Origin of the sequence: Haematomicrobium sanguinis DSM 21259 (assembly GCF_000688395.1) — a bacterium.
Classification (GTDB): Bacteria; Actinomycetota; Actinomycetes; order Actinomycetales; family Micrococcaceae; genus Haematomicrobium; species Haematomicrobium sanguinis.
This window is the reverse complement of the sequence record NZ_JIAG01000003.1, coordinates 46,850-60,961: the sequence shown is the minus strand read 5'-3', so window position 1 is coordinate 60,961 and position 14,112 is coordinate 46,850. Positions and strand designations below refer to the sequence as shown.

Sequence of the window (14,112 nt, the reverse complement as noted above, 5' to 3'; positions counted from 1 at the left end):
CCCTCATGAAATTCCCACCATCTGGCCTGAGGAAAGGATTGGCGCTCGTCGCTACGGCCAGCCTGCTGTCAAGCGCAACCGTCCCGGTTCAGGCCACACTTACTGCCAGCTCCGCTCAGGCGTCAGCGACAACGTATTATGTCGATTCGCTCGCAGGCGACGACGCCAACGCCGGCACGTCGGAAAGCGCGCCATTCAAGAGCCTAAAAAAGGCCAGCTCGCTCACGCTGAACGCCGGGGATCGGCTGCTGCTCAAAGGCGGCTCGACCTGGACCGGCAGTCTCAACGTGACCGGAGTCGGCACCGAAACCGCCCCCATCATCGTGGGCTCGTACGGGCAAGGCCGTGCACGCATTAACGGTAATGCCACGGTCACCAACGCGGTCTACGTGAAAAACTCTCAATACCTGCGCGTCCAAGACCTGGAAGTGACCAATTCTGCCGCATTTACCACGTCCACAAACTCCATTTACCGTGGCATCTACGTCGAGGCCAAAGACATCGGTCAAATTAACGGCATCGTCATCCAAAACAATTATGTCCACTCCGTCGATGGTCAAGGAAAGTCCGGTGGCATCGGCAATGGGGGCATCGCGGTCGGCGTGCGCGGCAATTCGGTGCCCACCTGGTACTCCAAGCTCAAAATCACCGGCAACGAGGTCGGCGACATCAACGCCTACGGTATATCCACCTTCACCACCTGGTGCGCCAACTGCCAGATATATCCGAATGAAACCGGAATCCCCACCTCCGAGCTCAGCGCCCAACGCCGGGCATTTGACGCACCGGTCATCAGCGACAATTACGTGCATGACACCACCGGCGGCGGCATCACCCCGCAGTACGCGGACAACGCCGTGGTGGAATACAACACCGTAGACCGCGCGGCTTCCCGGCAACTTGTCGCTGGCGGCGGCAACGTCGCTATCTGGTGGCAAGGCACCAACAACATACTGGTGCAGTACAACGTGGTCCGCCGCACCGGGTACACCGGCCTGTACACATCTCTCGGAGCTGTCGACGCCCAGGCTTTTGACGCGGATATGGGTACCACAAATTCGACGGTGCAATTCAACGTCACCGAAGATAATGAGGGCGGCTTCTTCATGTGCCTGATCAGTTCCTGGAACAACCAGGTGCGCTACAACGTGAGCGTAAATGACAAACGCCGAACCTTCAGCCTGTGGTCTGGATGCGGCAATACCCGCGCCTACAACAACACCATTGTCGGAACCAGCGAGCCGACCGCAACCCGCACGACCATCAACGGGGAGACAACCCCTGAGAAACAAGAGGCTTGGGTGCGCAATCAGACCGGACAAAGCCAACTCTTGTTTAATAACATCTTTGTGAACCCCGCCAAGGCGACCTATCGCTACCAAGGCGACCGCACGTCGTCGTACTCCAATAATGTGTACTGGGAAAACGGCACCACGGCGAGCACCCCGGCCAACGATCCCACCGCGATGACCCTCGATCCCCAATTCGCCAACCCCGGCGTGCAACTGCCCGCTGACGGCAAGATCGGCAAGGAGCAAGTCCGCGCCTACCTCGCAGGCTACGTCGCGACAAACCCGGACGTGCTGAACAAGGGCATCACCACCGATGGGCAGAGCGCCGACATTTCCGGGACGCCGGTCCCCGACGGTGCGACCGACCTCGGCGCGTTCCAACACGCGGTGAGCAAAACGCTAGCGAGTCCGGCACCGAACCAATTCGAGGTGCGTTACGGCGAGAAACGCACCATTGACGCACTCACCATCGCCGCCGATCCAACCAACGGAGCACCATCCGCCATAGATGTTCAAACCTGGGACGGTTCGGCATGGGTCAGCCAACTCACCGACGTCCCACTGACCTGGTCGCAAAATGGCGGCACACAGATAAAGAAGGTGGCGCTGCCCAATACGCCCAGCACCGACGGCCTGCGGGTCGTCGCGAAGACGCCGGCAGGAGTGCCCGCAACCGTGAGCGACATTGGCGCGAGCTACCGCATGGCCGCCACTGGCAATCTCGGCGAACGGGACCAAAACTCGAGCGCATACCTCACGGACACTAACCCGGCGACGTCCTGGGCATCGACCTCCACCGGGCAGGGCTACGTGCAAATCGATACTCGCCGGATCACTACCAACCAAATTAGCCTTTTCGCGCACTTTGGAGGTGGGCAAGGCCCAACACAGGTGAGCATCCGGGCGCGTAATGGCGACAACGGCGCATGGATTCCGGTTCTGTCCAACGCCACCATCACCTGGAATTCAAACTCTTCGACGGTGGAAGAAAAGACTCTCACCTTCCCCGCGCCAGTCACCGCCACGCGATTTGAAATCCAGATCACCCGGGCGAACACCACCTGGGGCACCATCGCCTTGAACGAAGTGCAACTGCGCTAACCCCAACCGGTGCTCGGACGGGCCAGCCGCGCGTCCGAGCACCCCAGCCAACAATGGAGGCCACCATGCCCGCCACTCCCCTCCGCCTCGCCGTCATTGGCGGCGGCGCACGCGGCACTCAATACGCGAAAATTGCCGCCGCCACCGGGCGCTCCGCGATCGTCAGCATCGCCGACCCGCGCGAAGAGGTTCGCACCCGGTTCCAGCAGACCTACGGCATTGCAGATGAGCACACCTTCGCAACGTGGCGCGAGTTCGCCACCGCGCAACCCGCCGCGGATGCCGTGATCATTGCCACCCCGGATGCCTTGCACACCGAACCCGCCGTCGCGCTTGCCGATGCCGGCTACAACATCTTGCTGGAGAAACCGATGGCCCCGCGCGAAGCGGACGCGAGACGAATTGTGGAGGCGGTGGAGCGCAATAGGAGCATTTTTATGGTGGCGCATGTGTTGCGGTACAGCCTCTACACCCGCACGCTCAAAGACCTTTTGGATGCGGGAACCATCGGAACCCTGGTGTCAATTGAGCACGTGGAACCGATCGGCTGGTGGCACTTTGCGCACTCGTACGTTCGCGGAAATTGGGCCCGAGAAGCGACATCCAGCCCCATGCTCTTGGCCAAATCGAGTCACGATCTGGACTGGATTACCTTCATCAGCGGACGCGAAGCCCGCAAGGTGTCTTCCTTTGGGAGCCTGTTCTACTTCCGCCCCGAGAATAAGCCAGCCGGTGCCGCCAATCGGTGTCTGGACTGCGTGCTCGTCAACACCTGCGCGTACTCGGCGCCCACCATCTACCGCCGATTCCTGGGCGATCCGGTTGGCGAAGTGTGGCCGCTCGGCGTCCTCACCCCGCATGTCTCCGAGGCTTCGGTTATGGACGCCCTCGCGAACGGCCCCTACGGCGAATGCGTGTTTAACGGGCAGAATGATGTCGCCGACCACCAAATCACCAATATCGAGTTCGACGACGGTTCCACCGCTTCCTTCACCGCCGTTGCCTTCAGCGAACTGGACTTCCGCAAAACTCGCATTTTCGGCACCGCGGGCCGTATCGAGGGCGACGGCACCCGGCTGAAAATCCTAGATTTCGCAACCAACACCGAACGAACCATCGACCTTGCCACTCGGGGCGGAGCGAGTGCCGCCGACGGCCATGGCGGCGCCGACGATGAGCTGATCCTCGCCTTCCTGAATGCGCTGCAAAACCCAACTGAGGCGGACGCCGCAAACGCCAGCACGAGCTTCCGCTCGCACGCACTCGTGTGGGCGGCGGAAGAATCCAGACACACCGGGCAGACCGTCAGCATGGCTGAGTTGGCGGCCGCGGCACACCGGTGACGTAGCGCAACATCAGGTACGACGGCGTTGCTCGCCTTCATCACGCGCGTCGCCGCCGTCGCCCCGCACCCTCCCTCTCCCCCCGTCTATGTAGCGCGACACGCCGAGGAAATGGTGTTTCCCTCGGCGTGTCGCGCTACATAGACGGGCTGGGGGTTAGATTTCGGCGCGCTCCAATAGGTCGGTCACGAGGGCCGCGATCGGCGAGCGCTCGGAACGGGTGAGAGTCACATGCCCGAAGAGACCGTTGCCCTTGAGCGTTTCCACCACGGCCGCGACCCCATCATGCCGGCCGACGCGCAGGTTGTCGCGCTGGGCGACATCGTGAGTCAGCACGATCTTGGAGTTCTGCCCGATCCGGCTCATCACAGTCAACAGCACGTTCTTTTCCAGCGACTGGGCCTCGTCAACGATGACGAACGAGTCATGCAGGGAGCGTCCGCGAATATGCGTGAGCGGGAGCACCTCCAACATGCCGCGGTCCATGACTTCTTCCACCACTTCTTGGGAGACGAGGGCGCCGAGAGTGTCGAAGACCGCTTGCGCCCAAGGGTTCATTTTTTCGCCCTGGTCCCCGGGCAGATATCCGAGTTCCTGGCCACCCACGGCAAAGAGCGGTCGAAACACCACAACCTTGCGATGCTCGCGCCGCTCCATCACCGCTTCGAGTCCGGCGCACAGTGCAAGCGCGGACTTGCCGGTACCGGCCCGCCCGCCGAGCGAGACGATCCCGACCTCCGGGTCGCTCAACAGGTCAATCGCGAGGCGCTGTTCCGCGCTGCGTCCATGGAGCCCGAAAACGTCTTTGTCGCCCCGGACAAGCCGCATCTTGCCGTCGGCGCCGACGCGGGCGAGCGCGGAGCCGCGCACGCTCGTCAAGATTAAGGAGGTGTTGGCTGGGAGGCGAGTGGCGTCGTCGTACTCCACTGCTTGGTTTTCATACAGCGCGTTGACGATTTCCTCGCCCACCTCCAACTCGGCGACCCCTGTCCACCCCGAATCCTTGACGAATTCGTTGCGGTACTCATCCGCGTCCAGGCCCATCGCCGACGCCTTGACGCGCATGGGCAGGTCCTTGGAGACGACCGTGACGTCCCGACCCTCGTCAGAGAAATTCTTGGCAACCGCCAGGATGCGCGAGTCATTGTCGGTACCGCGGAATCCGACCGGGAGCACCTCGGTGGAAATGTGGTTGAGTTCTACTCGCAGCGAGCCGCCGTCGGTGCCGATCGGGATGAACTGGTTGAGACCGCCGTGTTCGATCCGCAGATCGTCGAGGAGCCGCAGCGCTTTGCGGGCGAAGTAGCCGAGTTCGGGGTCATGCCGTTTCTTCTCCAGTTCGGTGATGACCACGATCGGCAAGACGACCTCATGCTCGGCGAAGCGCATGATGGCGCGCGGGTCGGAGAGCAGGACGGAGGTGTCGATGACGAAGGTCTTAGTGCCGGTGGATTCCGCGCCGGAAACACTCAAGCCAGGCTCGCGTTGGTGTGCGATCCTGGCTTGTGATTCTTCGGTGGTGTCCATGACGGTGGTGTCGGTTGGTGCAGCCACTATTGCTCCAGACCGGGGCGCAGGGCCCCGCCTCGAAATGTGCGGTGGACGGCGAGGCCACGCGGGCCGGTGCCGGCCCCTGTGCTGAATCGATGCTGTGCACCGTGATCCATCGTGTGGCCTCCCGATCTGCCGGCGGAATTACCGGCCGATGACACAGACACTACGCCTCGGGTGACTGACCGTACCCCCGTATTCGCGTGTGTCGCACATTAACTCTTGGTGAATTGAGGTTCAGGTTGAACGTGCGGGCCAGGTGGTGCCAGGCTGTCGCCGGCGATGCCGGCTGTGCCCGGCGCGGCTACGCGCCAAAGCGACGCTGGCGATTGGCGTAGTCGCGGAGCGCACGCAAGAAGTCGACGCGCCGGAAGGCTGGCCACAACGCTTCGCAAAAGTAGAACTCGCTGTAGGCGCTTTGCCACATGAGGAAACCGGAGAGCCGGAGTTCGCCGGAGGTGCGGATGATGAGATCGGGGTCTGGTTGGCCGCGGGTGTAGAGGTAATCGGAGATTTGGGTGTCGGAGAGCTCGGCGGCAATTTGGGTGACGTCCTTGCCCTTCGCCGCGGAGTCTTCCAGGAGTTCCTTGACCGCGTCCACGATCTCGCGCCGGCCGCCGTAGCCCACGGCCACATTGACGTGCAATAGGTTTGCTTCATGGGTTTTTTCGGCGAGGCGGGCGAGTTGTTCGGCAAGCGGTGCGGGCAGTGTTTCTGGGGCGCCGACGGCATGCACGTTGATGCGTTCGTCCTCATCGAGGCGCTCCAAGGTATTAGAAATGATGCCCAGAAGTTGCTCGAGCTCTTCGGCCGAGCGGTTCAAATTGTCGGTGGAAAGCATGTAGAGCGTCACAACCTTGACGCCGAGTTCATGGCACCAGCCCAGAAATTCGAGAATCTTATCGGCTCCGGCTTGGTGGCCGTGCCCGGTGGACGCGCCCATTTGTTTTGCCCAACGGCGATTGCCGTCAACGGTGACCCCGATGTGCTGTGGGATACGCTCCGGGACGAGCCCGCGGGCCAAGCGGCGCTCATAAAATCGGTAGAGAAAGGATGGCAGGCTGAGCATCTGGCACGTCCTTTCCGCTGGATTCGCATGCTGCGGCCGGTGCCGCATTCGCGGTTTACCGCCACTAAGCACCTTACCGCGTCAACGCTCGCAGGTTGAGTGAACTCCCAGTTAGTTGACTGGCCGGTAGGCTAAACTTCTTGCCATGCCAGTTGCTTCCACCGAACCCTCCTCTGCGCCGCTCGAGGCCGCCCGTGAGGACACACATCCGCACGCCTCGGACGTTCTTGCCGAGCTGAAACCCAAGTGGCGCGGCTGGATACACCTGGTCATGGTGCCCTTTGCGATTGCGGGCGGCATTGTGCTGATTTGTCTGGCGCCAACCGGCATCGACAAGGTGACCTCTGCCGTATACGCTCTCACCGCCGTCCTGCTTTTTAGCATCAGCGCGACCTACCACCGTTGGAACTGGTCGCCCAAGGTCAAGGCGGTCCTTAAACGTCTAGACCACACCAACATTTTGTTGCTCATTGCTGGCACCTACACACCGCTGTCGGTGACGTTATTGCCCTCAGATAAGGCGAGCATACTACTGTGGGTGATTTGGTCCGCGACCATTGCCGGAATCACGTTCCGCCTCTTGTGGCATCACGCGCCGCGCTGGCTCTACGTCCCGATCTATGTCATGCTCGGCTGCGCGGCGCTCCTGTTCATACCCGACTTTTTTGCCGCGAGCATCCCGGCCGCGATCTTGATTTGCGTCGGCGGGGCCATGTACATCGCGGGGGCGGTCTTTTATGCGCTCAAGCGGCCGAACTTCTCCCCCACCTGGTTTGGTTTCCACGAACTGTTCCACGCCTTCACCGTTGGCGGGTTTGTCTGCCACTACATTGCGGTGATGTTCGCGGTCCTGTCCAATCACTGAGGCCCCCGTCCGCCCGGCTCTCCCATCCCGAACGTCCCGAACGGAAAAGTTGGCGCAGATCACCGAAGTTGTACGGAATTCCGCACAAGTTTGTTAATCTGCGCCTACTTTTTTGCTGGTGGGGAAGGCTCGGGTGAGGTGGGCTGGTTGGAGGCATCGCCGTCGTTCTTTGCCTCCTGCTGCGCCAGGAGCTTCTGCTCGGCCATTTCTCGGTAGCGGATACGGCGGATACGTCGAACCATGTCCAACATGAGCAGGATCGCGATGATCACCACGGCCGCGGTCACAAAGAAGCCGATGGCGCCGGGGGTGACGTCGTTTGGGTCGATGCTCGGATTGAGCGTCGGTTGCGGTTCGGGCGTGCCGGTGGCAGAGAGGAACAGGGACAGGGCGGAATACAACGGTGCTCGTTTCCTAGGGGGTTGCGGTATGGCCCGCGCGCAGGCCTGCAAACAAGTCTGACTCGGGAACCTGAGTCTCAACCGAAGATGAGATCAGAGTGTAATCATCCCACGGCCAGGCACGGCGTTGCATATCCGGGGACACCGCGAAGAAAAAGCCGTTCGGGTCCACTTGCGAGGCGTGCGCCCGCAAGGCATCTTCGCGGGCACCGATGTAATCGCCGATATTAACCTGGGTGGTTGTTTCGTGAACCGGCGCCGCCGGATCCTGGCCCTCGGTATTTTCGTCGAAGCGCTTGGCAATCCACTCCGCGTAGGGCGAGGGGACGCCCTCGTCTTCAAACGCCTGGTGAATCGCGCGGAAGCGCTCCGGGTTGAAGGCGCGGTCATAGTAAAGCTTGGCCGGAGCCCACGCCTCGCCCGCCTCCGGGTATAGGGAGGGATCGGCGGCGGCGCGAAACGCTTCAACCGCCACCCGGTGCGCCATGATGTGATCGGGGTGCGGGTAGCCGCCGTTTTCGTCATAGGAGACCACCACATGCGGCTTGAACCGGCGGATGAGCCGCACCAAGGGGCGCGAGGCGATGCTGAGCGGAAGGGTGCCGAAGGAACCAAAGGGGAGCGGCTCCTTTTCCGGGTCCTCGGGCAATCCCGAGTCCATAAAACCGAGCCATACGTGTTGGACGCCAAGCGCGGCCTGAGAACGAGCCATTTCCACCCGGCGCAGCCCCGGCAAATCCCAGTGCGCCTGTGGCACGGCGTTGACCGCAGGGTTCAGAATGTCGCCGCGTTCACCGCCGGTGCAGGTGACCACCATGACCTCATCGCCCTCGGCCACGTATTTGGCCATGGTTGCCGAGCCCTTACTTGCTTCGTCATCCGGGTGCGCGTGCACGGTCAACAGCCGCAATGGTTCGCGGCCCGGTGCGGAAAGCGCGTCGCTGCTGGAATCCATGGGGCATCCTTCGATTCTGTAAAGAGCGCCTGCGCGCCATAAACTATTGGGGTGTCAACACCAGAAACCAGACTAGCCAACAGGTACGGGCAGAGCGAAAAGCCTCGCCTGTCCGCAAAGCTACGCTGGTGGCTGATCGGCGGTGCGCTGGTGGTCATGGTCGGAATCGTGGCACTGTTCAACATCAAACCGGCCGGCCAAGTATCGGCCCAGGACGTCGGTTTCCAAGTCATCGACAACACCCGCGTCGACGTCACATTCAGGGTCACGAAAAACCCGGCCGACACCGCATATTGCGCGGTTCAGGCGATGGAGGAAAGCAAGGCCGTCACCGGTTGGAAGGTCATCGAAATCCCGCCGAACGCGCCAAGCGAGGGCGAAAACAACGGCCGCACCACCATGTACACGGTCTCTTTGCGCACCGACGCCCCCGGCGCGACCGGCAACGTCAACTCCTGCTGGATCGCCCAATAGGTCTCAATCTGGACACAAACCCCGCGCGGTGTTCGCATTCGGCGCGCCAACTCCGTATGCTATTTCAATAACTTCGCCCCGTTTGACGCGCAGGCCACGGTTTGAGGCATGTGACAGGCGGGGTGTTTGCTTGTCATTGCGCTGGAGCAAACCGGCGGCAGAGAAGTTCGCGCAACCTCGCGCGGACAACAAAACCAAGGAGTGACACGTGTCAACGAGCAGCGAACCAGTAGCCTGGTTGACCCAAGAAGCGTACGACCGCCTCAAAGAGGAATTGGAGTACCTTTCCGGTCCCGGCCGTGCCGAGATTGTGGCACGTATTGAGCAAGCACGCTCCGAGGGCGACCTCAAGGAAAACGGCGGCTACCACGCGGCCAAGGAAGAGCAGGGCAAGACCGAGGCGCGCATCCGCCAGCTCACCCAGCTCCTGGAGACCGCGGAGGTCGGCCAGGCGCCCGAGGATAATGGCGAGGTCGGCCCCGGCATGCTCATCGAGGCGAAGGTCGCCGGAACCAAGGAGAAGTTCCTCCTCGGCTCGCGCGAGGTTGCCGGAGACTCGGACCTGGATGTCTACTCCGAAAAGTCCCCGCTCGGCGCCGCGATTCACGGGCTCAAGGCCGGCGACAAGACCAGCTACGAAGCGCCCAACGGCAAACAAATCAAGGTGGAAATTCTTTCCGCCAAACCATTCACCGGCTAGCTCACCAAGTACCCCAATGTACGACGGCGATGCCCACCTAGGTGGGCATCGCCGTCGTTCTTTGTGGTTGCGTGGGCGTCAGGGTGACTGTACTTGCGCGATCGCGGTCACCCGCGCGCATGGGTGACCACCACGCCTCGATCGCGGTCACCGGGAGGCGCGGCGGCGGCTGAGGAAGAGCGCGGCGAGGACGCCCGACGCGAAGCCCGCGGCGTGGCCCTGCCAGGAGATGCCCGGGCCGGCGAGCGGTGTGAGGCCCCAGAGGATGGAGCCGTAAATGAGGAAGAGGACGGCCGCGAGCAGCCAGTGCCGCCAGTTTTTCGTGTAGATGCCGCGGGTGAGCAGGTAGCCGAAGAGCCCGAAGACGACTCCGGAGGCGCCGATCGTGTTGCCTGCGCCGACCAGCCACACGACTAGTCCGGAGCCGAGCCATGAGAACGCGATGACCGTGACGAGCTGACGCCAGCCCTCCATGGCGACCAGGAAACACAGCACCGCAAGCGGGATGGCGTTGGAGATCAGGTGCGAGAAGTTGGCATGGAGCAGCGGGGCGAAGAGGATGCCGTCGAGCCCGTCCACATTGCGCGGGAGGATGCCGAAGCGGGCCGAGAGCGAGCGCGGCCAGATGGTGTCTATCAGGAGCAGGACGGTCATCACGAGCGCCGCGACACCGGAACCGATAAGCGCCGCGCGCCCGCGGAACCACGGGGCTCTCTCGATGTCCTGGGTGCTCATGGTTGTGCTCTATCCGTCGATGACGATCGGTTGGAAGCCTTCGGCGCGCAGGTTGCCGAGCACGAGTTCGCAGTGCTCGTGGCCCTTGGTTTCCATGTTGATCGTGATGGCGACGTCCCCCATGGAGATTGATCCGCCCACACGTGTGTGGTCGACGCCGGTGACGTTCGCGTCCGATTCGGCGATGATGCGGGAAATGGTGGCGAGCGAACCGGGGAGGTCGCGGAGCAGCATGCGGACCACGAGGTAACGTCCGGCGGCGGCGAGACCGCGCTGGATGACCTTGAGCATGAGCATCGGGTCGATGTTGCCGCCGGAGAGGATGACCGCGGTGGTGCCCGAGTTTTGGATGGTGCCGTCGAGGAGGGCCGCGACGCCGACCGCGCCGGCGGGTTCCACGACCATTTTGGAGCGTTCCAGGAGGAACACGAGAGCCTGGGCGAGCGAGTTTTCGCTGACGGTGACCACGTCATCGACGAGTTCGCGGATGATTTGGAACGGGAGTTGGCCGGGGCGGCCGACCGCGATGCCGTCCGCCATGGTGGTGACCCTTTGCAGCGGGACAAGCGCGTCCGCGGCGAGCGAGGGCGGGTAGGCGGCGGCGTTTTCGGCTTGGACGCCGATGATCTTAATGTCGCGGCCGAGTTCTTTGGCGCGGGCCTTGACCGCGGTGGCGACCCCGGCGAGGAGACCGCCGCCGCCGACGCCCATGACAATCGTGTCGACGTCCGGAATCTGATCGAGGATTTCCAGGCCAATGGTGCCTTGACCGGCAATGACGTCCGCGTTGTCAAAGGGATGGACGAAGACGGCGCCGGTCTCTTCGGCGAACCGCTCGGCTTCGGCGAGCGCCTCATCGACGTTGTTGCCGTGCAGGATGACTTCGGCGCCGTGGCCGCGGGTGGCTGCGAGTTTGGGCAGGGCGACGCCGACGGGCATGTAGATGCGGGCCTTAATGCCGAGCTTCGCCGCGGCCACCGCGACGCCTTGGGCGTGGTTTCCGGCCGAGGCGGCTACGACGCCCTTCGCCTTTTCGGCGTCGGTTAAACCCGCCATGCGGACGTAGGCGCCGCGTACCTTGAAGGAGCCGGCGCGTTGCAGGTTTTCGCATTTGAGGTACACGTCGGAGCCGATTTGTCGGCCGAGGGCGCGGGAGGTTTCTACCGGGGTGAGTTCAACGACCCCGTCCAGGAGTTGTTGTGCATCCAGGATTTTACTAAGACTGACGGTCTGGACGCTCATGGGAGTTGTCTGTGCCACTGTGGGGACTTTCTGCGGATCGATCGTGCACGCCCGTGGGCGTTGTGTCGGTATCACTGTCCTGGAGATCGTCCGGTTCAGCTGAACTTTCGGTGCGCCAGGGCTTGTGGCCCAAGTAGCGCACGGTCGTGTTGAGGAATGCCATCAAGGGGACGGCAAAGAGTGCGCCGGCGATGCCGGCGACGAGGGTGCCGCCGCTGACGGCGAGCACCACGGCGAGGGGGTGCAGGTTCACAGCCTTGCCCATCACCAGCGGTTGCAGGACGTGACTCTCCAACTGTTGCACGGCCAGCACAATGGCGAGCATGGCGATGGCGTTCCAGAAATCGTTGGCGACCAGTGCCAAAAGTACGGCAATGAAGCCGGTGAAGAGGGCACCGACGATCGGGATGAAGGAGCCGATAAAAATCAGGACGCCCAGCGGGAGTGCGAGTGGCACGCCGATCAGCGCGCCGAGACCGGCAATACCCACGGCGTCCACCGCGGCCACGAAGACCTGCACACGCACATAGGTGGTCAGCGATTTCCAGCCCTTGCGGGCAGCTCCGTCCACGGCGGTGCGTGCCCGGACCGGCGCCAGTTTCACGATCCAGTTCCAAATCTTCTCCCCCTCCAGGAGGATGAAGATCAGGGCAAAAATGGTTAGGAGCAGTCCGGCGCCGACTTCTCCCGCGGTAGAACCAACGTTGAGCGCCCCGGAGACAATACTGGAACTATTGCTTTCGAGTTGGCCTTGAACATTGTCGATGATGCGGCCGAGTTCATCGGCGCTCAGTTGGAGCGGGCCGGACTCCAGCCACTGTTGGATTTGCGTCAGGCCCTCGAGCGCTTTGTCCCACAATTCGCGGAAACCCACGTAGAGTTGCCTGCCAACCAGCGCGAGCGCGCCGCCGACAAAGGCAATGAGGGCCAGGATGAGGATGGCCGTCGCCAGCCCGTTGGGCATTTTATGCCGAATGAGGAATGTCTTCGCAGGGAGCAAGAGTGCAGTGAGCAGGATGGCAATCAGGAGCGGGATGATGAGCACGCGAAGCGGGGCAAAAAGCCACACCAGCATCCCGGCCAAAACCAGGATGGCACCAACCCGCCAGGACCAGGCGGCGGCAATGCGGATACCGTTCGGAACGGTGGTAATCACTTCTTCACGCGTCAACGCTTGATTGTCGGCGATTTCCTTGCCTCCGTCCCGATTCATGACTGTCCTTTCCGCTCAAAACGTTGGTTCCATAGTTCCATATGTCACCGGTCATCTAAGTATTCCAAATTAGTTATATGTCGGTGCTGATTCCCCAGTGCACGGCGAACGTGCCCCCGGGTTCCAGCCACGCGAGCCCCTCCCCCGAGTTATAGGCATTCGCCGGTGCGCTCATGGGCTCCACCGCAATGGCCCGCCCGCGGCCGGGATAGCTACTGTTCACATAAATTTGGAAGTAATCGAGTGGCGCATTCGCCCACAGGGTCACCTGTTGGCCCTCCGCGCTTTCCAGCCGCAACTCGTGGCGATCGGCATCCCCGCCTACCCCCACGTAACAATTGTCGGGATTGTCTATCCCCACGTTGATGTCAATCTCGGGTCCCGCGTCAACCGTGCGCACCGGAATGTTTCGAGCGTCGTTTTCTATCATTCCGCTGGCTTGAAAACGCAAGGTGAGATCCTCGGGTGCGGTGTCCCCCAGGCACAGGTAAGGGTGTGCACCGAGGGCAACCGGCGCTGTGCCGGCACCGGCGGGGCCCAGGTTGCGCAACGCTTGAGTCACCTGCAGCGATTCATCCTCCAGCAGCCGATAGGTGACCGTGTGCTCCAAGTGGAACGGGTATCCGTGTTGCGGGTAAATTGTCGCGGTGAGTGAGACGTGAAAGGGGCCAAGATCGGCCAGCGTGTACCCGGTATTGCGCAACAAGCCGTGGATAGCGTTGCCGAGTGCGGGCTCGGTGATGTCCAGTTGCATCTCTTTGCCCTGATACCGCCACTTTCCGCCGGCTACGCGGTTGGGCCAGGGCGCTAGCGTAATTCCGGCCCCTCCCGGGGCAATCGAGTCGTCGGCGTACTCGGTGACGACCGGTACCCCGTCAACTCGAAAAGAGCGCAACCCCGCAGCCAGCGCACACACTCCTACCCGGGCGCGCCCGCGGATGATTTCAAACTGGGCGCCGGTTGCCGGGGCGGCGCCGGAATCGGGCACACCCGAGCTGCTGGTGTCTGGTCCGCTGGTTTGCTGCTCGTGCTCACTCATGATGTCGATGTTACTCAGTGACCACTTCGCACCGATAGCCGATGACTTCCCACCGCGCACCACACCTACCCACCGACGCCCGCCGGCGCCCCTCGCCGGCCGCCGCCGGCCCCTGCCGCCAAAACGCTACCA

Annotated in this window: 13 protein-coding genes; 5 read left to right on the top strand and 8 right to left on the bottom strand. The window is 62.4% G+C overall.

The genetic code is table 11. From position 1 onward, the window contains the following. Nucleotides 1–5: 5 nt before the first annotated feature. Both O148_RS0103270 and O148_RS0103265 read left to right on the top strand, forming a co-directional pair. Nucleotides 6–2,393, top strand: coding sequence for a discoidin domain-containing protein (locus O148_RS0103270; RefSeq protein WP_157374471.1), 2,388 nt, complete (start codon nt 6–8; stop codon nt 2,391–2,393). 65 nt (nt 2,394–2,458) lie between these two features. After that, on the top strand, nt 2,459–3,736 hold the full coding sequence (locus O148_RS0103265; RefSeq protein WP_026529771.1) for a Gfo/Idh/MocA family protein: 1,278 nt from the start codon (nt 2,459–2,461) through the stop codon (nt 3,734–3,736). Nucleotides 3,737–3,892: 156 nt separating this feature from the next. On the opposite strand, the gene O148_RS14535 is transcribed toward O148_RS0103265, so the two are convergent. Further along, entirely contained in the window at nt 3,893–5,263 is a 1,371-nt protein-coding gene (locus O148_RS14535) for a PhoH family protein (protein WP_035744798.1), read from the bottom strand. Nucleotides 5,264–5,591: 328 nt separating this feature from the next. Next, nucleotides 5,592–6,356 carry an isoprenyl transferase gene (locus O148_RS0103255; protein ID WP_026529770.1) on the bottom strand — a complete coding sequence of 255 codons (765 nt, stop codon included), beginning with the start codon at nt 6,354–6,356 and terminating at the stop codon, nt 5,592–5,594. A gap of 145 nt (nt 6,357–6,501) precedes the next feature. On the opposite strand from O148_RS0103255, the gene trhA reads away from it, so the two are divergent. Continuing rightward, nucleotides 6,502–7,221 carry a PAQR family membrane homeostasis protein TrhA gene (gene trhA, locus O148_RS0103250; RefSeq protein WP_075204265.1) on the top strand — a complete coding sequence of 240 codons (720 nt, stop codon included), beginning with the start codon at nt 6,502–6,504 and terminating at the stop codon, nt 7,219–7,221. Nucleotides 7,222–7,325: 104 nt separating this feature from the next. On the opposite strand, the gene O148_RS14530 is transcribed toward trhA, so the two are convergent. Continuing rightward, a complete protein-coding gene (locus tag O148_RS14530) occupies nt 7,326–7,622 on the bottom strand; it encodes a hypothetical protein (RefSeq protein WP_051619770.1) in 297 nt (98 codons plus the stop codon). A gap of 13 nt (nt 7,623–7,635) precedes the next feature. Further along, nucleotides 7,636–8,577, bottom strand: coding sequence for a mycothiol conjugate amidase Mca (mca, locus tag O148_RS0103240; protein WP_026529768.1), 942 nt, complete (start codon nt 8,575–8,577; stop codon nt 7,636–7,638). Between the two features lie 51 nt (nt 8,578–8,628). Between mca and O148_RS0103235 the strand changes: the two genes are divergently transcribed. Beyond that, complete coding sequence (locus O148_RS0103235) at nt 8,629–9,051, top strand: DUF4307 domain-containing protein (protein WP_051619769.1); 423 nt, start codon at nt 8,629–8,631, stop codon at nt 9,049–9,051. A 208-nt stretch (nt 9,052–9,259) separates the two neighbouring features. Then, nucleotides 9,260–9,751 carry a transcription elongation factor GreA gene (greA, locus tag O148_RS0103230; protein ID WP_026529766.1) on the top strand — a complete coding sequence of 164 codons (492 nt, stop codon included), beginning with the start codon at nt 9,260–9,262 and terminating at the stop codon, nt 9,749–9,751. A 147-nt stretch (nt 9,752–9,898) separates the two neighbouring features. On the opposite strand, the gene O148_RS0103225 is transcribed toward greA, so the two are convergent. The 4 genes from O148_RS0103225 to O148_RS0103210 all read right to left on the bottom strand — a co-directional run bounded on the left by O148_RS0103225 (nt 9,899) and on the right by O148_RS0103210 (nt 13,980). Next, entirely contained in the window at nt 9,899–10,486 is a 588-nt protein-coding gene (locus O148_RS0103225) for a rhomboid family intramembrane serine protease (RefSeq protein ID WP_026529765.1), read from the bottom strand. 9 nt (nt 10,487–10,495) lie between these two features. Continuing rightward, a complete protein-coding gene (gene ilvA, locus O148_RS0103220) occupies nt 10,496–11,728 on the bottom strand; it encodes a threonine ammonia-lyase (protein ID WP_035744710.1) in 1,233 nt (410 codons plus the stop codon). Then, nucleotides 11,703–12,941, bottom strand: coding sequence for an AI-2E family transporter (locus O148_RS14525; protein ID WP_051619768.1), 1,239 nt, complete (start codon nt 12,939–12,941; stop codon nt 11,703–11,705). The genes ilvA and O148_RS14525 overlap by 26 nt, the downstream gene beginning before the upstream one ends. 73 nt (nt 12,942–13,014) lie before the next feature. After that, nucleotides 13,015–13,980: an aldose 1-epimerase family protein gene (locus O148_RS0103210; RefSeq protein WP_075204276.1), complete on the bottom strand. Its 966-nt coding sequence runs from the start codon at nt 13,978–13,980 to the stop codon at nt 13,015–13,017. Nucleotides 13,981–14,112: the final 132 nt, after the last annotated feature.